Origin of the sequence: Brevibacterium sp. 91QC2O2 (assembly GCF_024580695.1) — a bacterium.
GTDB classification, from domain to species: Bacteria; Actinomycetota; Actinomycetes; order Actinomycetales; family Brevibacteriaceae; genus Brevibacterium; species Brevibacterium moorei.
Genome location: NZ_JANIJY010000001.1, coordinates 12138 through 30348 on the forward strand (window position 1 = coordinate 12138; position 18211 = coordinate 30348).

At 66.7% G+C, this 18211-nt stretch carries 16 protein-coding genes, 2 tRNA genes and 1 pseudogene; 11 read left to right on the forward strand and 8 right to left on the reverse strand.

The genetic code is table 11. The annotated features are described in order from the left end of the window. Positions 1–6: 6 nt before the first annotated feature. Positions 7–1653, reverse strand: a complete 1647-nt coding sequence (locus NQ036_RS00060; RefSeq protein ID WP_257046908.1) for an ABC-F family ATP-binding cassette domain-containing protein — start codon at positions 1651–1653, stop codon at positions 7–9. Positions 1654–1852: 199 nt separating this feature from the next. Further along, entirely contained in the window at positions 1853–2953 is a 1101-nt protein-coding gene (locus NQ036_RS00065) for a CoA transferase (protein ID WP_257046907.1), read from the reverse strand. A 453-nt stretch (positions 2954–3406) separates the two neighbouring features. Here NQ036_RS00065 and NQ036_RS00070 point away from each other — a divergent pair, with 453 nt between their 5' ends. Both NQ036_RS00070 and NQ036_RS00075 read left to right on the forward strand, forming a co-directional pair. Then, entirely contained in the window at positions 3407–3994 is a 588-nt protein-coding gene (locus NQ036_RS00070) for a TetR/AcrR family transcriptional regulator (RefSeq protein ID WP_257046906.1), read from the forward strand. Continuing rightward, positions 3991–4212 (forward strand): annotated as a pseudogene (locus NQ036_RS00075) (DoxX family protein); the annotation flags it as partial. The gene NQ036_RS00070 and the pseudogene NQ036_RS00075, both read left to right, overlap by 4 nt. 135 nt (positions 4213–4347) lie before the next feature. Here the strand turns inward: NQ036_RS00075 and NQ036_RS00080 are convergent. Then, positions 4348–4704: a VOC family protein gene (locus tag NQ036_RS00080; RefSeq protein WP_257046905.1), complete on the reverse strand. Its 357-nt coding sequence runs from the start codon at positions 4702–4704 to the stop codon at positions 4348–4350. A 108-nt stretch (positions 4705–4812) separates the two neighbouring features. Here NQ036_RS00080 and NQ036_RS00085 point away from each other — a divergent pair, with 108 nt between their 5' ends. Then, positions 4813–5436: a hypothetical protein gene (locus NQ036_RS00085; RefSeq protein ID WP_257046904.1), complete on the forward strand. Its 624-nt coding sequence runs from the start codon at positions 4813–4815 to the stop codon at positions 5434–5436. A gap of 159 nt (positions 5437–5595) precedes the next feature. Here the strand turns inward: NQ036_RS00085 and NQ036_RS00090 are convergent. Both NQ036_RS00090 and NQ036_RS00095 read right to left on the reverse strand, forming a co-directional pair. Beyond that, a tRNA-Val gene (locus NQ036_RS00090) sits at positions 5596–5669 on the reverse strand. A 48-nt stretch (positions 5670–5717) separates the two neighbouring features. Then, entirely contained in the window at positions 5718–6308 is a 591-nt protein-coding gene (locus NQ036_RS00095; RefSeq protein WP_257056801.1) for a TetR family transcriptional regulator, read from the reverse strand. Between the two features lie 158 nt (positions 6309–6466). Here NQ036_RS00095 and NQ036_RS00100 point away from each other — a divergent pair. Both NQ036_RS00100 and NQ036_RS00105 read left to right on the forward strand, forming a co-directional pair. Then, positions 6467–6540: transfer RNA gene (locus tag NQ036_RS00100), tRNA-Pro, on the forward strand. A 67-nt stretch (positions 6541–6607) separates the two neighbouring features. Next, a complete protein-coding gene (locus NQ036_RS00105; RefSeq protein WP_257046781.1) occupies positions 6608–8314 on the forward strand; it encodes an ABC-ATPase domain-containing protein in 1707 nt (568 codons plus the stop codon). Here NQ036_RS00105 and NQ036_RS00110 read toward each other — a convergent pair. Continuing rightward, entirely contained in the window at positions 8278–8994 is a 717-nt protein-coding gene (locus tag NQ036_RS00110) for a peptidyl-tRNA hydrolase (RefSeq protein ID WP_257046780.1), read from the reverse strand. The two genes, NQ036_RS00105 and NQ036_RS00110, sit on opposite strands and share 37 nt — an antisense overlap. Further along, on the reverse strand, positions 8991–9683 hold the full coding sequence (locus NQ036_RS00115) for a metal-dependent transcriptional regulator (protein ID WP_257046779.1): 693 nt from the start codon (positions 9681–9683) through the stop codon (positions 8991–8993). Before NQ036_RS00115 ends, NQ036_RS00110 begins: the two co-directional genes overlap by 4 nt. 161 nt (positions 9684–9844) lie before the next feature. On the opposite strand from NQ036_RS00115, the gene NQ036_RS00120 reads away from it, so the two are divergent. The 6 genes from NQ036_RS00120 to NQ036_RS00145 all read left to right on the forward strand — a co-directional run bounded on the left by NQ036_RS00120 (position 9845) and on the right by NQ036_RS00145 (position 16533). Further along, positions 9845–11065, forward strand: a complete 1221-nt coding sequence (locus NQ036_RS00120; RefSeq protein WP_257056905.1) for an alpha-hydroxy acid oxidase — start codon at positions 9845–9847, stop codon at positions 11063–11065. A gap of 88 nt (positions 11066–11153) precedes the next feature. Further along, positions 11154–12389: an NAD(P)/FAD-dependent oxidoreductase gene (locus NQ036_RS00125; protein ID WP_257056802.1), complete on the forward strand. Its 1236-nt coding sequence runs from the start codon at positions 11154–11156 to the stop codon at positions 12387–12389. Between the two features lie 36 nt (positions 12390–12425). Next, complete coding sequence (locus NQ036_RS00130; RefSeq protein ID WP_257056803.1) at positions 12426–13661, forward strand: alpha-hydroxy acid oxidase; 1236 nt, start codon at positions 12426–12428, stop codon at positions 13659–13661. A 187-nt stretch (positions 13662–13848) separates the two neighbouring features. Continuing rightward, the gene (locus NQ036_RS00135; RefSeq protein ID WP_257056804.1) at positions 13849–14799 is read left to right on the forward strand and encodes an ABC transporter substrate-binding protein; all 951 of its coding nucleotides are present in this window, start codon (positions 13849–13851) and stop codon (positions 14797–14799) included. Between the two features lies 1 nt (position 14800). Next, positions 14801–15772 (forward strand): amino acid ABC transporter permease, encoded by a 972-nt coding sequence (locus NQ036_RS00140; protein ID WP_257056805.1) that lies wholly within the window; start codon positions 14801–14803, stop codon positions 15770–15772. Beyond that, positions 15772–16533 carry an amino acid ABC transporter ATP-binding protein gene (locus NQ036_RS00145; RefSeq protein WP_257046774.1) on the forward strand — a complete coding sequence of 254 codons (762 nt, stop codon included), beginning with the start codon at positions 15772–15774 and terminating at the stop codon, positions 16531–16533. Before NQ036_RS00140 ends, NQ036_RS00145 begins: the two co-directional genes overlap by 1 nt. A gap of 112 nt (positions 16534–16645) precedes the next feature. On the opposite strand, the gene NQ036_RS00150 is transcribed toward NQ036_RS00145, so the two are convergent. Beyond that, positions 16646–18163 (reverse strand): fatty acyl-CoA synthetase, encoded by a 1518-nt coding sequence (locus NQ036_RS00150; RefSeq protein WP_257056806.1) that lies wholly within the window; start codon positions 18161–18163, stop codon positions 16646–16648. Between the last annotated feature and the right edge of the window lie 48 nt (positions 18164–18211).

An 18211-nucleotide genomic window follows, 5' to 3' on the forward strand; every position in this document is an offset into this window, starting at 1 on the left:
TGCCGGCTATCTGAGAGCAGCAGGGGTCGCCACCTCGATGCTGGGCCAATCGGATATGTCCCGGCGCAGCTGCCGGTCATGGGTCGACATGACCACGGCGGCACCAGTCGCCCCCAGGGCCTCGGTGAGTTCATCGACGAGTGCGATGGAGAGATGGTTGCTCGGCTCGTCCAACAACAGCACGTGCGGCCGACGCGCCAGCACCAGGGCCAATTCGAGGCGCCGCTGCTGCCCCATCGAGAGCTCTGCCACCCGTTTGCCCGACTCGCCGGGCTTCAACAGGCCCAGCTGCGACAGGCCGATCGCCTCGGCCTGCGGCAGAACCCCATCCGCTAGGAGCGCAGCGAGGCGCGAGGCGTAGAGCTCGCTTGCGCGCAGCTGGCCGGGCAGCGCCGATTCCTGGTGCAGGAAGCCCAGCCGTGTGCCGCCGGATAACCGGGCCGAACCGGTATCGGGGGCCAGGTCACCGGCACAGACTCGGAGCAGGGTCGATTTGCCCGCACCGTTGGGGCCGAGCACTGCGAGCCTGCCGTGCTGTGAGAGCGAGAAGGACACCGGTCCGGCCAGTCGGCCGGAGACGCCGACCTGGTCGACGGTCAAGAGCGATGCTCCGGCGCGTACGTGCAGTTCGGGGAAGTGGAACACCTGGGGCGGCTGCGGAACCGTAATGGCGTGCGCCTCGAGTGCTGCCTGGCGACGGTGGACGCTCTGGACCAGACCGCCGGCCCGTGTGGCGCGGCCGTGCTTGTTCGTGCCCTTGTCCGGCCGCCAACCGGAGACCAGGCGATTTTGCGCGGAACTGAGGCTGTCCTGCAGGCGGCCTCGTTCGGCTCGTTGGCGCTCATACTCCTGCTCCCACCGTTCCCGCAGGGCGATGCGCCCCGTCCGGTAGCCCTCATATCCACTGCCGTAGATCGCGGGACGGCCGTCCGGAGTCGGATCGAGGTCGACGACGGTCTCGGCGAAGTCGGCAAGTAGCGCCCGGTCGTGGGTGACGACGGCAACGCCGCCGGACCTGGAGCGCAGCTGGGCCGTCAGGAATTCGAGACCGCCGCGGTCCAGGTGGTTCGTCGGTTCGTCGAGCAGGAGGAAGTCGGTCTCGGTGCCCAGCAGGCAGGCCAGCCGGACACGATACCGTTGTCCGACGGACAGTTCGGCCAGGGGCCTGGCCATATCGGAATCGGCCTGGAGTGCATCGAGGGCGATCCGGACGCGACGTTCGGCATCCCAGGCGTCGAGCGCCTCGGCGCGCTCCAAAGCGGCGGTGTATCTCTGGACTGCTGTCTCGGCTCCGCCGGCCAGGGCGCCGCTTGCCGCGTCGAGCTCGGCGAGTGCCGCCAGGGATTCTGCGATCGCCTCCGCGACTACCTGGCCCACAGTGCGGCCATCCGTGGCGTCGAACTCCTGTTCGGCCACGGCGATCGTGCCGATCCGGTCAACCGTGCCGGCATCGGGGGCGAGATCACCGGCGAGCACGTGGAGCAGCGTGGACTTGCCCCTGCCGTTCTCGCCGACCATCGCCACGCGCGACGTCGGCGAGAGGTTCAGATCGACATGGTTGAGGATTGGCGTTGCACCGCGTATGACGGAGACGTCGGTGGCAATGAGTTGCGCGCTGGAGCGCGCATGGGCGTGAAGTGATGAGGTTGGCACAGTAGATCCTTTGAACAAGCGCAGCCACTGGCTCGGAGGCCCGGAAAATGGGTGCGCGAAATGACGGTGACCCGCACAGGGGTCGGGAGAGGCGGTCGCCGCGGCTCGGAGGAATTTCGACGAGTGCGGTGGACCTACTCGGCCGTCACAGGAAATACAAATGCATGGGCGCAAGTCTAGCGCCCATCATCGGGCAGTGCTACGGCCGGTCCGTCCACTGTGCGCCGTGCCGGGCCAGTGGTCCGGCAGGATATGCCCAAACCGGCTGGACACCCGCTATATGGCCGGGCAACGGCACCCGTAGTGCGGGGCCCCAATCCGTTTGGGTCTCCTCCAAGCCGGGCTCGGCCTGATTCCCCGGCACCGGTGGTCCATCCGGTGGACTCATGGCATAGGGCAGATTGGCCGTGCCGATCAGCGAACCGGTGATGTGTGAGACGGTGGACGATGAGAGCCGACGGTGCAGCGCTCGGGTGATGGCCGTGGCCAGGAGCCACCCGCTCGCATGATCAAGGGCTTGGACGGGCAGCGGGACCGGCTCCTCACGGGCGTAGGCGGATGCTCCAGTGGCGGCGATTCCACAACTGAACTGCACGAGGCTGTCGAACCCGCGCCGATTCCGCCAGGGCCCCGCCCATCCATAGGCGTTGAGCTGTGCGGTGATGAGGCCCGGATTGAGGGCGGCCAAGCGGGCCCTGTCATAGCCGATGCGTTCCAGGGCATCGGCCCGGTAGCCCATCACAATGACGTCGGCCGTTCTGACCAGCTCCTCGAACGTGCTTCGCCCCGCACGGTTAGCCAGATCGAGCGCTGCCGCGCGTTTGCCCAGTGTGGTCTCAGACAACAGGGAGGCCACCTCGGTGAAACCTGGCGGGTCGATGCGCAGCACTTCGGCACCGTAGCCGGCGAGGATCTTGGTGTACACCGGCCCTGCGATGACGCGCGTGAGGTCGAGGAAGCGGACTCCGCTCAGGGGTAGATCCGCAGTGGTCTGCGCCCAGCCGACCCTTGCGGTGCCGGGGTGTTCCCGGACTGTGATCGGGGGAGCATCACGGGCGGCGCGACCCGCTGCGGAATCCAGCCAGGCCTCACGGGTGTGCAGGGTTGCTGCCGCGCCGCCCGCAGCGACGACGGCGCGCTCGATCTCCTCGGCCGGGAGTGTGGCCACCGCTGCCTCCACGCCGGCGCGGTCGTGAACGCCCAGCACATGGACGACTGCGTCACGGTGGTGACTGTAATTGGTGTGCAACCGGATCCAGTCGGTCGCAGTGCGATAGTCGCCCGCCAGGGGATCCCACAACGGGGCAGTTCCCAGCCGACTGGTGTGAACAGCCGTTCGGCGGCGAACGCGGCACAGGCCTCGGCGCTGTCGACGGTTACAGGGGCGGCAGGCCTTGCCCATCGGGCGGCGTGCAACCGAGCCAGCGCCAGCGTGGTGGCCGCGATTGCCCCGGTGGCCAGCCCCGTCACGTCGAAGGCGGAGGGAAGCACCTCCCGGGGGCCGGCGAAGGTCACCGCGTCGAGGGCCTGTGGCACCGTGGAGTCGGACGTGCCGGTGATCGCCCAGATGCGGGACAGGATGTCTGGGAAGGGTAGGGGTTCCGGGTACGACGCGGCCATGGTTCGATCATCCCCATTGGACCCCTACTGTCAAGCGATTCGTTACGTTCGGTTTCGATTCACCCTGGCCGGGTGGGCTCGTCATAGCATAGGATGAACATGTTCAGTGAACATGTTCATAAGGGTGGGGACGATGAAGACTCGTGACGTTCAGCGCCGCGCGACCAACGCGAAAGTGCTTGCAAGCGCGGACCGCTTGTTCCGCACCCAAGGATTCGCCCAGACGACCATTCGAGAAATTGCAGCCGCCGGCGGGGTGAGTGTCGGGACGGTCATGTCCGTCGGTGATAAAAATGCGCTGCTCCTGGAGTGTTTCGACCAGCGGATCCGCGAAGTCCATGTCCAACGAGGCGGTGCTGCCGATAGTCGGGTCCAGGCGGGCATCACCGAGCAGATCATGGAACTGTTCGGGCCATTCCTCCTCCTGTTCTCCAGTGACTTTGCTCTGGCGCGCACCTACGGTTCCATCCTGGTCCTGGGCGCACACGAGTCGTCGGTCTTCACGGAGTTGGCCGCGCGGCTGTCCGGTGAAATAGCCGCGGTCCTGCGCGAGGGAGGGGTACCCGTCGAGCGGGCCGCTGCGCTCGCCGGGGGAATCTACTTCGCATACATCGGGCGGCTCTTCACCTGGCCTGGTGATGCCCCGGATGTCCACGCACTGCGCGATAGTCTGCGCAGCGTGATCGCCGCACTCACCAAACACGCGGGGGAGGGGGAATGAGCCTGATCCCCGATCCCTGGTGGTTGTCCTGTCTCCTCGGCGCAGCGCTGCTCTTCGATGTGATCGTCTCGCTCCGGCCGCCGAGGTTCATCAGCGACTGCCTTGAAGGTGTGCGGTTCCCGCGTGATTGGTGGTGGGCGCTCGTCGTCGTCAAGGCGTGTGCGGTGGTGGGTTTGATCGCCGGTCTGTGGGTGCCCGGCGTCGGACTGGCCGCGCATGCCGGGGTCATCGTGTACTTCCTCTGTGCAATCGCAGCGCATCTGCGAGCGCGGTTTCCGGGGCGCGCGTGCTGGGTTGAACTGCCTGGGAATGTTCGGCCGTGCAGTCGTCACCCTGGTCTTCGGTTACCTGATCTAGGAACTGTGCATTCCGACGTTGACGACTTTTCCGCCGCTGTCGCGGTAGAAGAACCGGGTGACTCCCCATGGTTCTTCAGTGAGTGGATGCACGATCTCCAGCCCGGCCGAGCGGACTCGATTCAGCGCTTCGGCCACGTCGTCTACGAAGATCGAAACCGCCGGGTTCATCGGGGCGGAGGCGTCGGCGGTCATCAGACTGAGCTGATGTCCTTCATCGTCGCCAAGCGTGACAATCCAGCCATGGTCCATGAGCACGTCTAGCCCAAGAGCGGCCCGGTGTTCGTCGACTGCTTTGGACAGGTCCGTGACGGTCAAGTTCGGCACTACTCTGTGAACGATCATGCTGCCCATTGTGACAGCGGATGTGCGCGATGGCGGTGGCGTCGTACTAATTGAACAGAACTGCCATTCCGATTCACGCCCTGGCCGCCGGCGCCCTAGGTGTGAGGAGTGAGCGAGATGCTCGATGAGCTCGGTAGTGGGCACGATGACGCAGCTCGGGGAACCGGGGCCGGGGTGCGTGGCATGATGGGCCGCCAACCAGGCACACAGTTCCTCGACGGTTGCGAACGAGACGACGGCGAGCTCCTCTCCACGGTCGGGGAGGTTGCCTGCACGGCCCTCTACCTCGGGCCGGCCGCGAACGCGCGCTCCATCAAGGACACTGACATGACACCACGAATCAACGACTCACGCGGAGACCGCCCGGTTCCACCCCTGATCCTCGTCGGCCTGGGAGCCCAGATAGTCGGAGTAGCCGCGCAGGCCGCCTTCCACCTGTCCGATGGGAACCTGCCATCGTTGACGGAGGCGGGCACCTCTGTCATGGACCACGTCATTTCAAATGTGGGCGTCGTCTGCCTGGCGTGGCAGGCGGGGCGCTGGCTCCGCGGGCGGTCCGCATGGTCGACTCTTAGTAGGCGGCTCATGATGATCGGTACCGGCGTCGAGGTTGCAGGAGCGATGCCCGACGGGATCGGACACGTCGTCGGAGGCGAGTTCCGAGCCGCCTTCGCCGCCATCGGCGTTGGCTTCCTTCTGGTCTCAGGAGGTGCCATGATCAGCACTCGGTCCGCACACTAGACCGACCCCGCCAAGAGCTACCAGTCACCCATCCGCAAAACCGGATGAACCCCCATCCGAGTCCGGACAACACGAAGGCCCCGGAGGGAAAACTCCGGGGCCTTCGTGTCAGCCCTGTCGCGGCTCATCTGTCAACGATCTCGCGACTCAGGACGTGGGTGGGCCCAGAGGGACTCGAACCCCCGACCCCCTCGGTGTAAACGAGGTGCTCTAGCCAACTGAGCTATAGGCCCAACGGAAACCAAGTATGCCACAGGTGTGGTGGACCGCCAAAAGCGGAGTCAGGCCTCGGAGGCGGTGCCGACCAGCCTCTGCAGTCCGGCGGCGAAGACCTCCTCGGCGCTGGGCATTCCGAGCGGCGAGGAGTTCCTCGCCGCTGCGCGCGCAGCCGAACCGGGCCCTGTGTCCAGCCGGGCCAGCAGGTCCCGATTCTGTTCGATCGCGGTCAGCCCCAGCACATAGCCGATCCACGCGTCGACCTCGCCGGTCCGGTCCGCGGCTGCCGCCGCTGCGGTCAGTGTGCCGGGCAGGACCTCGGTGCCGGCCTGAGCGTAGGCGACAGTGAAGATCTCCGCACCGTCGCGGTAGCGCAGCAACACCGTGCGCAATGCCGCGAGCGCCTCGGCGATCCCGGTCTGCGTCTCGGTGTTCGGGCCGCCCTGTCGCGAACCACCCTGCAGGGAATCGACCTGTGCGGACATGCGTTCGGCCAGCAGGACGAACACGTCCTGTTTGTTCTTCACGTGCCAGTACAGTGCCGAGGGTTGCACGCCCAGGTCGCGGGCCAGTCTGCGCATGGACAGATCGCCCAGGCCGAACTCGGTGAGGATCGCCAGGGCGGCGTCGGTGATGAGGGCGCGGGTCAATGCCATAGGGCGATCCTATCGGCACCGCCGGCGGCTCCCCGATAATCACCCTACAAACGTGTGCTTGCTCACTTTGGGTCGAATCGGGCCGTCTCGATTTGCGCGGCACCCTGGGACCGGATATTGTTTTATTCGTTGCCAAGCACGGCAATGAGAAGTGAATACGGGATATGGCGCAGGTTGGTAGCGCGCCTCGTTCGGGACGAGGAGGTCGTGGGTTCAAATCCCGCTATCCCGACAGATACCCTGGGTCTTCGGACCCGGGGTTTTTGTTTTCCCCAGACTCATACTCCACGGAGGCAGGCATGCGATCCGACCACCACCTGACCGAACTGCTGCGTCGCCTGGACGGGCGCAGCTACGGGGGATATAAAGAACTGCGCGGGGACTTCGACTTCGGCGATGTGATCGTCTCCATCGACAAGGTGCAGACGGACCCCTACGCCCCACCCTCGCTCATGCGCGCGGCCTTCGACATCCGCGACGCCGCCATTCCCTCCCACCTCATCGACGACCGCGAGGGCCGCATCGCCACCGCGGACTTCCTCACCCGCGCCTTCGAAGCGGCCATCGGCAACCGGGCGATCGGCGTGGGCCGGGTGGGTCAGGAGGTGCTGGAGCGGACCAATGTGCTCATCGCCCCGGACTTCGTCGAGGCCCGTCTATCGGTCCAACTGCCTGCCGCCGGTCGGCGCATCAAGGGCCGCGAGGCCGAACGCCTGCTGACCCGCGAACTGCCGGCGGCCGCTCGCGCCGGCCTGCTGTACGAGAACCTGGACCATGCGGCATTGGCCGCGCACGTCGCGCTGTACCGCGATCAACAGGCACTGCGCCGGGCCCTGCGCGAACGCGGCCTGGTGGCCTTCGTCGGTGACGGGGCGATCCTGCCGCGGCGCTCCGGCGATTCCGACCTGCCACTGGCCCGCGGTGCAGTGCCCTTCACCTCACCCGATTCGCTGCGCTGCACCTTCGAACTGCCCAGCGGACGCACGGTCACCGGAATGGGAGTGCCCGTGGGCATCACCGTGATCGTCGGCGGTGGCTATCACGGAAAATCGACGCTGCTGCGCGCCCTGGAGCGCGGCGTCTACCCGCATATCGCAGGCGATGGCCGCGAATGGGTCCTCACGGTCGACGATGCCGCGGCCATTCGCGCCGAGGACGGCCGGGCGGTGACCGGTGTGGACATCTCCCCGTTCATCTCCGGTCTGCCCTCGGGTGCCGACACCCGCGATTTCTCCACCACGAATGCCTCGGGGTCGACCTCGCAGGCGGCCAATCTGGTCGAGGCCGTCACCGCCGGGACGAGCGCGCTGCTGATCGACGAGGACACCTCGGCGACGAACTTCATGATCCGCGACGAGCGGATGCGCGAACTCATCCCGGCCGACCGTGAGCCGATCACCCCCTTCGTCGACCGGATCCGGCCCCTGTACGAACAGGCGGGGGTGTCCACAGTGCTGGTCGCCGGCGGCTCCGGGGCCTTCTTCGCAGTGGCCGACACCGTGGTGGCGATGGACGCCTATGTCCCTGCCGAGGTCACTGCGCGCGCCAGGGAGATCGCAGCCGCCCACGCCGAGCGGCCTGCGCCGGGGGAGGCCGCCGCAAACGAGACCACGATCGCGGGGCTGTTCGCCACCTCGGGCCGACGGGTGCCGGTCGCCGGCGCGCTGGAACCCGCCGATAAGCGCAAACCGGCGCGCGCCCGCGGCCTGGGGGAGATCCAGCTGGGCCGCGAGTCGATCGACATGTCTGCGGTGGGCCAGCTGCTCGACGCCGCGCAGACTGCCGGTGTGGCCGCTGCCCTCGAGCGGTTGTCCCGCCGGTTCGACGGCCGCGTCGACGCCCTCACCGCAATCGCCGAGCTCGCAGCCGAGCTGGATGCCGAGGGCCTGGACGCCCTGGCCGTCGGCCGGGCCAATCCCGGCCATCTGACGCGGCCCAGGATCCAGGAGATCCACACGGCGCTGTGCCGCTATCGCGGCCTGCGACTGTCCGCTGCGCGCCAGTAGGCGCGCACCGTCTCCGTAGGGCCGGAGAGTTCGGTCAGACCGGCGTCCACGATCGACACGGGACGCTCGTTCACCGCCCATTGCGCTTGCGTGGGGACGCGCACGTCGATGGCGTAATCGGCTGCCCGCCAGGCGGCGAGGACATCGTCCGGCGCCTCATCGAGGACGGCCTGCACGGCGTGACCCACCTGGGCCGCGGTCTTGCCCGTGCTCATCTGAAGACCGGGGTCGACCTCCACGATGACGATGGCATCCGCTGCGCTGTCGGCGGATCCGGTTGTATCACCCGACTCGTCCGTGCGCGGGAACTCGGTGCCGCCGACCTGCAGTCTGGACAGCTCCCTGGGCAGGGGCCGCAGGGGAGCCGGGGGATAGGCGCGGACCCGCGCGGTACCCGAGGCCCGGGTCACCCCGGGCAATTCGATCGCGTCACGCCAGCGCTTTCCATCGGCGCGGCGGGCCACCTTGCGCACCCAGCCGGCCCGCCAGTGTTCCACCGCCGAGCTCCAAACGCCGCTGCGGGACCGCTCATCGTCGAGCAGGGCCGCCACGGCGGCACCGGCGGCGCGCAACACCTCGGTATGGCCGGCAGGGTTCGCCCGATCGCGGAAGATCACCATCTGCAGTGCCCAGGGCTCGGCGTGGTCGGGCCGGAGCTGTTCTGCATCGGGCTCGCTCATGCCCCGTCCCCCTGGTGTGGGTGAACCGGGAGTACGCGCACTGCGTCGGCGGCGCTGAGCCCCAGTTCCACTGAGCGGTCGTCGATGCGCACCGAGACCGTTCCGGCGATCGGATTCGCCGAGACCAGGGTGAGCTCGGTGCCTACCTGCAGGCCGTGGCCGGCCAGATAGCGCAGCAGTTCATCGGACCGGTCGGAGACCCTGGCGACTCGGACGGTGACCTCCTGGGCCACATCGAGCAGGGGGATGGAGGAGTCCACGGCGACGGTGCCGTCGGCTGTCGGAATCGGATCTCCGTGGGGATCGTGGCTGGGATGTCCCAGGGCGGCGTCCATCTTCGCGAGCACCAGATCCGACAGGGCGTGTTCGAGCCGATGCGCCTCCTCATGGACCTGGTCCCAGGTCAGGCCCAGGGCCCGGACCAGGTAGGTTTCGAGGATCCGGTGGCGGCGCACGACGCCGATGGCGATCTGAGTGCCCGCCGGCGTCAGGGTGATGGCCCCGTAGGGGCGATAGTCGATGAAACCGTCGCGCGAGAGCTTCTTGAGGTTGGCGGAGACCGTGGGCGCGGTGACGCCGAGCTGTTCGGCCAGATCACCGGTCGACGGGCCCTGGCCGGGCAGTTCGTGGGCCTTCCAGATGATCGAGGTGTAGTCCTCGACCAGGCGGGAATTCATGGGAGTGGACATCGCCACGATTCTACTTTGATTTCGTCTGGGTCTGCGGTCGTGTAGCGTATAAGGTAAGGCGCGCCTACGAACGTTTGCGCGTCCGTGTGAACGCTCACCTGAACGAAGGAGAGAATCCTGTGAAGCATCAGTTGCCCGACCTCGACTACTTGAAATCCGTCATGGTCTTCAAGAACCCGGTGAAGAACCCCAAGACCGTCCGTCTTGCCAAGGCTCCGACGGTATGGGATCTGCGCCGCATCGCCAAACGCCGCACTCCCAAGGGCCCCTTCGACTACACGGCGGGCGCGGCCGAGGGTGAGGTTGGCCTGCAGCGGGCCTATGACGCATTCCGAGATGTGGAATTCCATCCGACCATCCTGCGTGATGTGTCGAAGGTCTCGACCTCATGGGATGTGATGGGTGCGCCGGTCGCCTATCCCTTCGGCATCGCCCCGACGGGGTTCACCCGGCTGATGCACGCAGCGGGGGAGCGCGCGGGGGCTGCGACCGCCCAGGAATTCGGCGTGCCGTTCGCCCTGTCGACCCTGGGCACGACGGGACCGGAGGCCGTGCGCGAGGCCGCGCCCACCGGGCGGCTGTGGTTCCAGTTGTACATGATGAAGGAACGCTACCGCTCCTATGAGCTGGTGGAGAGGGCCAAGGCGCAGAACTTCGACACCCTCCTGTTCACCGTGGACACCCCGGTGGCCGGGGCCCGGCACCGTGATAAGCGCAACGGCATGTCCTTCCCGCCCCAGCTGACCTTCAAAACGGTGCTCGACGCGGCACCCCGTCCGGAATGGTGGTTCAACTTCCTGACGACCGAACCCTTGGAGTTCGCGGCCGTGCGCAACTGGAACGGCACTGTCGGAGAACTCCTCGACTCGATGTTCGACCCGACCGTTAGCTTCTCGGACCTGGCAGAGGTCCGCGAAGTGTGGGGCGGGAAGATCCTGGTCAAGGGAGTGCAGAACGTCGACGACGCCAAACACCTGGCCGATCTGGGAGTCGACGGGATCCAGCTGTCCAACCACGGCGGTCGCCAGCTCGACCGCGCACCCGTGCCCTTCCGCCTGCTGCCCGAGGTGGTGCGCGAGGTCGGACAGGACCTCGAGGTCCATGTGGACACGGGCATCATGTCCGGTGCCGACGTCGTCGCGGCCATCGCCCATGGAGCCCGCTACACGCAGGCCGGGCGCGCCTACCTCTATGGCCTGATGGCTGGCGGCCAGGCGGGTGTCCACCGGATGTTCGAAATCGTCACCGGGGAGATCGAACGGGTGATGCGCCTGCTGGGCGTGTCCTGCCTGGAAGAACTCGAACCCCGCCATGTGACCCTGCTGGACAATCTGCGCCCCCGCCTGGCACAGGAGGCCGCCCGCGAGGCCGAACGGGCCTGAGGTCGGCCCGCCCCGGGAATGTCCGAATCCCGGGGCGGCTCCCACTCCGGCGATGGCCGCCGGCACCGGGGCGGCATAGGCTGGCCCCGTGAGCGCTACACCACCGCAACCATCCTGCCGGCACTTCGCCGCATTGATCATCGGCGCAGGACAGGCGGGACTGGCAGCCGCGCACGAGCTGGTGCACCGCGGCCTGGTACCGGGAGAGGACTTCCTCGTCGTCGACGCGAACACCGGTCCCGGGGGCGCCTGGCAGCACAGATGGGATTCCCTGACCCTGGGCCGGGCCCACGGAATCGCCGACCTGCCGGGCCTGCCACTGGGCGATCCGCCGGCGGATGTCCCCGCCGCGCGCATCGTCGCCGACTACTACGGCCGCTACGAGGACGCCTTCGACCTGCGGGTGCACAGGCCCGTCACTGTCACCAGGGTCGACTCCCCACAGGGCCGGCGTGAAGGACCCTTGCACGTCACCCTCCGCGACGAGTCGCGGCCCGGGGCCGCTGGGGCGGACCAGGCGCTCACCGCCGACCTGATCCTCAATGCGACCGGCACATGGACCAGGCCATTCATTCCCTACATCCCCGGACGGGAGACCTTCACCGGCCGGCAACTGCACACCCACGACTACACCAGGGCCGAGGACTTCCGCGGCCTGCGCACCCTCGTCGTCGGCGGGGGCCTATCGGCCGTGCAGTTCCTGCTCGAGCTGGCTCCGGTCACCAAGACCCTGTGGGCCACCCGCCGACCGCCGAACTTCCTGGCACGCGCACACGACCCCGAATGGGGCAGAGCGGTGGAAGCCGGCGTCACCACACGCATCAGGGCAGGTCTGCCAGCGGCCAGCGTGGTGCGCCATACCGGGATCCCCCTATGGCCCGAATACGTCGAGGGAGTGCACGACGGCACGCTGATCAGCCACGGCATGTTCAACCGGATCACCCCGCATGGTGTCGTCTTCGCCGGCCCCACGACGAATGCCACCGCCGGACTGGGACCGGCCGGCGGGCGAACCGCCCTGGTCCAGCCCCGATCCTGGCAGCCCTACCCGGGCGGACACACCGAGGACGTCGACGTGATCTTCTGGAACACGGGCTTCCGCCCCGCCCTGGACCACCTCGCACCCCTGCACCTGCGCGGGCCCAACGGCGGCATCGCGATCGCCGACGAGGTCACCGTCGACGCCGACCCGCGGATCTACCTGGTCGGCTACGGTTCCGCGGCCTCGACCATCGGAGCCACCCGCGCCGGCAGACTGGCCGGACGCGCGGCCGCCCGAAGGCTGACCCGGGCGGGCCACGGTGTGGAATCCGCGCACGTCTAGAGACCACGACAGAAGACAACCGAAGAAAGGCACTCGATGAAACACCAACTGCCCGACCTGGACTACCTCAAGCAGATCCTCGTCTTCAAGAATCCGGCGCGCAACGCCGCCGTGGCCCGTCTGGCCAAGGCCCAGACCGTCTGGGACTTACGCGACATCGCCCGCAGGCGCACCCCGAAGGGCCCCTTCGAATACACCTTCGGGGCAGCCGAGAACGAAGTCGGCCTGCAGCGGGCCTACGACGCCTTCCGCGACGTCGAATTCCACCCGACCATCCTGCGCGACGTCTCGCAGGTCTCCACCGGCTGGGACGTCATGGGACGCCACGTGGACTATCCCGTGGGCATCGCGCCCACCGGTTTCACCCGCCTCATGCACTCCGCCGGGGAGTCCGCCGGGGCGAGGGCCGCACAGAACTACGGGGTGCCCTTCGCCCTGTCCACCATGGGCACGACCAGCCCCGAAGACGTCAGGGCCGCCGCACCCGGCGGCCGCCTGTGGTTCCAGCTCTACGTCATGAAGGAACGCGAGCGCAGCTTCGAACTGGTCCGCCGTGCCAGGGAACAGGGGTTCGACACCTTACTGCTGACCGTGGACACGCCCGTGGCGGGCGCCCGGCATCGCGATAAGCGCAACGGCATGTCCTTCCCGCCCCAGCTGACGCTCAAGACCATGTACAACGCCGCACCGCGGATCGAATGGTGGTTCAACCTGCTGACCACCGCACCCCTGGAATTCGCCGCGATCAAGAACTGGCAGGGCACACCCGGCGAACTGGTCGACGCGATGTTCGACCCGTCCCTGAGCTTCGATGACCTCGCCGAAATCCGCGACATGTGGGACGGCAAGATCATGATCAAGGGCGTGCAGAACGTCGACGACGCCCGCCGTATCGCGGACTTCGGCGTCGACGGGATCCAGCTGTCCAACCACGGCGGTCGCCAGCTCGACCGGGCGCCCGTGCCCTTCCGCCTGCTGCCCGAGGTGGTGCGCGAGGTCGGACGGGACCTGGAGATCCACATCGACACCGGCATCATGTCCGGTGCCGACGTCGTCGCGGCCATCGCCCAGGGTGCCCGCTACACCCAGGTGGGGCGGGCCTATATGTACGGGCTCATGGCCGGGGGTGAAATGGGGGTCAACCGGATGTTCAGCATCATCACCGGGGAGATCGAACGGGTGATGCGCTTGCTGGGCGTGTCCTGCCTGGAAGAACTCGAACCCCGCCATGTGACCCCGCTGGACCGGCTGCGCCCCCGCCTGTCCGAATAGCTCCGGAGCAGTCGACCGGGGCCGGTGGCCCTCCGAGCGCGTTATGCCCCGGAGGATCATCGGCTCCGGTGTTGTATTGCGGTAAGGTTTACGGCGAATATCCACTATGTGTCATAAATCACCGGATGAGGAAAAACACGTTAGGATTCCCTAGGCCAGTACACCGACAACAAAGGACACAGCACCCATGAAGGGGATGAAGACGCTTGCGGCGGCAGCCTGTGCCACTGCGCTCGCGTTCACACTCAGCGCCTGTGGCGCCAGACCGCTCTCGGAGCTCTACGAACAGAAAGCCGGCGGCGCCGTCGAGGTGAAGGTCCCCGCGGACGAGAAGGCCAAGGGCGTTCTCGACGCTGTCCAGGCCGATCCGCAGCTGACCGAACTGGTGCCCGAGGACATCAGGGCCACCGGTATCAAAATGGCCAACTCCGTGGGGTATCCGCCCATGGAGCTCTTCGCCGACAATGGCAAGGACATCCTCGGAGTCGATCCTGCGATCGCCGCGGCCATCGCCAAGAAGTTGGGCATCGGCTTCCACGTCGAGGACCAGGAGTTCGCCTCGATGATCCCCGGTATGAAATCCGGCCGCTACAACTTCGTCATGTCCTCGATGACCGACAACAAGGAGCGCCGGGCCCAGGCCTTCATGGTCGACTACGTCAAGGCCGGCAACGCCATCCAGGTCTCTAAGGGCAATCCCAAGGGGATCAAGGGCCCGCAGGACCTGTGCGGCCAACCGGTGTCGACAGTCCAAGGCGGGTCCTCCGAAGCCCGGCTGAAGACCTTCTCCAAGGACTGCGAGTCCAAGGGGAAGCCGGCGATCAAGATCCTGGGCTTCTCCGCCGACGGGGAGGCGGGGCTCGCCATCAAATCGGGCAGGTCCGTCGCCTCGCTGACCGACTATCCGCCCGCAGCGGATCGTGCAGCGGATCCCGAATCCGGATTCGACGCGGTCGAGGTCTCCGGTGGCGAGTCCATCTGGGGGATCGCCATCGACAACAAGAACAAGCCCTTTGCCGAAGCCGTGCAGAAGGCTCTGCAATCGTTGATCGACGACGGTAGCTACGGCAAGATCCTCGATGCCTGGAGCGTGGACAAGCTGGCCATCGACAAGGCGACCATCAACGGAGGCGACTGAGATGAGCAAGCACAGAACCGCCGACATCGTCGCGGCCGACGGCACCGCCGTCGCGATCAAGCGCCGGATCCCCTGGGCCCGGGTCGTCGTCGCCGTCATCGTGGTCTACATCGTCGCCTGGATGCTCAAGACGCTGTTGTTCAACGAGAACATCCAGTGGGCCACGGTGGGCGAATACCTGTTCAACGAACGCATCGTCTCCGGCATTGGCGTGACCATCTGGATCTCCATCGCCGCGACCGTCGTGGGCCTGGTCCTGGGCGTCCTCCTGGCCGTGATGAAACTATCGGTCAATCCGGTGCTGCGTTGGATCGCCGAGGCCTATATCTGGTTCTTCCGCGGCACCCCGGTCATTGTGCAGCTGATCTTCTGGTTCAACCTGGCCTTCCTGCTGCCGCACATCATTGTGAAGATCCCCTTCACCATGGTCGGCGTCTACTGGGACACCAATGAGCTCATCACCGGTTCCACCGCCGCGATCCTGGGCCTGGGCCTGAATATGGCCGCCTACTTTGCAGAGACGGTGCGCGCCGGTATCCAGGCAATCGACGCGGGCCAGTCCGAGGCCGCGCAGGCATCCGGTATGACCCGTGGACAGACCATGCGATTGATCGTGCTGCCGCAGGCCATGCGGATCATCATCCCACCCACGGCCAATGAGTTCATCTCCATGCTCAAGACCACCTCTCTGGTCATGGTCGTCGCCGGCACCGACCTGATGACCAACGCCTCGCAGATCTACAAGGTCAACAACCTGGTGATCGAACTGCTCATCGTGGTGAGCATCTGGTACATGCTGATGACCGCGATCGCCACCTATCTGCAGAGCCTGTTGGAGAATCGCTTCGGTCGCGACCGGGTCCGCCTGGTCCGCAAGGGCTCCTGGATGCAGCGCCTGTTCGATACCCGGTCGGGCACGAAGCCCGTCACCACCCTTCCCGATTCCGCCACCGAGGCCAAGGAGAACATCTAATGGCCGAGTCCATCATCACCGCGCACGGCGTCACCAAGGCATTCGGTGATCACCAGGTCCTCAAGGGCGTCGACTTCGCCGTCGCCCCGGGAGAGGTCAGCTGTATCATCGGGCCCTCGGGATCGGGCAAGTCGACTTTCCTCCGGGCCGTCAACGGGCTCGAGACCATCGATTCCGGCAGCCTCGAGGTGCTGGGCGATCAGGTCGGCTACTCCCGCCATGGCGATCACTTCACCGAATGGGGCGATAAGCGCTTCGCGGAATTCCGCGCCCGGATCGGTATGGTCTTCCAGCGTTTCAACCTCTATGCCCACCTCGACGCGGTGGAGAACGTCGCGCTGGCGCTGACCCACGTCAAGGGGATGAGCCGGCATGCGGCACAGGCCAGGGCGAAGGAGGAACTGGCCAGGGTGGGCCTGGCAGAGCACGGGCACAAGAAGCCCCACCAGCTCTCCGGTGGCCAGCAGCAGCGGGTGGGCATCGCCCGTGCGCTGGCGATGGATCCCGAGCTCATGCTCTTCGACGAGCCGACCTCGGCACTGGATCCGGAACTCGTCGGGGAGGTGCTCACGACCATGCGACAACTGGCGGACGACGGGATGACAATGGTCATCGTGACCCACGAAATCGCCTTCGCCCGCGAGGTCGCCGACACCGTGGCCTTCTTCGACCAGGGGATCGTGATGGAGAAGGCGGCGCCGGCCGACCTGCTGACCTCGACGAATCCGCGCGTCAAGGGATTCCTCGACAAGGTGCGCTGAGCCAGCACCACCGCATCGCACGGACGAGACGGGGGCCGGAAGTCCATCGACTTCCGGCCCCCGCTACATGCCCACCCCATTGTGGGCGAGGACGTGGTGCGTCCGCGCCCGCCTACGAGGCCTCGGCCCGGCGCAATTCGCGCTTGAGGATCTTGCCCGCGGAGTTCTTCGGCAGGGTCTCGACCAGGTGGACGGCCTTGGGCACCTTGAAGCCGGCCAGGCGGGTCCTCGTATGGGCGATGACCTCCTCGGCGCTCAGCGGGCCCTTGGGCACGACATAGGCTGTGACCGCCTCGATCCACTTCTCGTCAGGCAGCCCGACCACCGCGACCTCGGCCACATTGTCCAACTCGAAGATCGCGTCCTCGACCTGCCGCCCGGCCACCAGTACGCCGCCGGTGTTGATGACGTCCTTGACCCGGTCGACGACCTGGATGAAGCCATCGGCGTCCTGGATCACCAGGTCGCCCGAGTGGAACCAGCCGCCGGCGAAGGCCTCGGCGGTGGCCTCCGGTTTGTTCCAGTAGCCCTCGCACAGCTGCGGGGAACGGTAGAGGATCTCGCCCTGCACTCCGGGTTCGACATCCACGCCGTCGCCGTCGACCACGCGGGTCTCGACGAAGAGCACCGGCTTGCCGGCCGAACCGGGATGCTCGACATGGTCCTCCGGGCGCAACACGGTGCACAGGGGGCCCAACTCCGACTGGCCGAAGCAGTTGTAGAAGCCCAAGTCCGGCAACAGCTCCTGCAGCCGGCTGAGGACCGGTCCCGGCATAATGGAGGCGCCGTAGTAGGCCTTCCGCAGAGTGCTCAGATCGACCTTTGTCAGATCCGGATGATTCGCCAGCGCCACCCACACGGTGGGCGCGGCGAAGAACGTGTCGATGCTCTGCTGGGCGAACATCGCCAGCAGTTCTCCCGGTACAGGGGCCGGCACGATGATGTTGTACGACCCCTGCATCAGGGCCGGCAGCAGGAACACGTGCATTTGCGCCGAATGATACATGGGCAGTGCGTGGACCTGCCGGTCAGTCGGCCCGAAGTCCAGGACATTGACGGCGGAGAGGTACTCGGCGACCAGAGCCCGGTGCGTCATGATCGCGCCCTTGGGAGCGCTGGTGGTGCCCGAGGTGTAGAGCAGCTGGGCGATATCGCCGTCGGTGGCCGCGAACTCGTCGAGGCCGGCCGGCTCCCCGCCGGTGCGCGCGGGCTCCAGCAGCGATTCGAAGGTCGCGAAGTCCGTGGCCCGGCCGGTATCCGTGGCCTGGACATAGGTGGAGAAGTCCTGATCGGCGATGACGAGGTCGGCGCCGGAATCGGCCAGAATGTATTCGAGTTCGTCACCGGTGAGTTGATAGTTCACCGGCACGTGGATCAGTCCGGCCCTGGCGCAGGCCAGGAACAGGAGGAGGTACAGGTCCGAGTTCTTCCCATAGGCGGCGACCCTGCACCCGGGCGTCAGCACCTGGGATAGCAGGTGCCGGGCGACGTCGGTGATCGCCTGGTCCAATTCCGGATAGGACCAGGATCGGTCCCGGAAGACCACGGCGGTTTTATCGGGGTAACGGGCGGCCGAACGGCGGACGATATCGGCGATGGTATTCGTCCGCAAACCTGTGAGGTGCGTCATGTGTTCAATGTAGCAATGCGCCGTGCGCCTGCCAAGCGGCCGTGGACG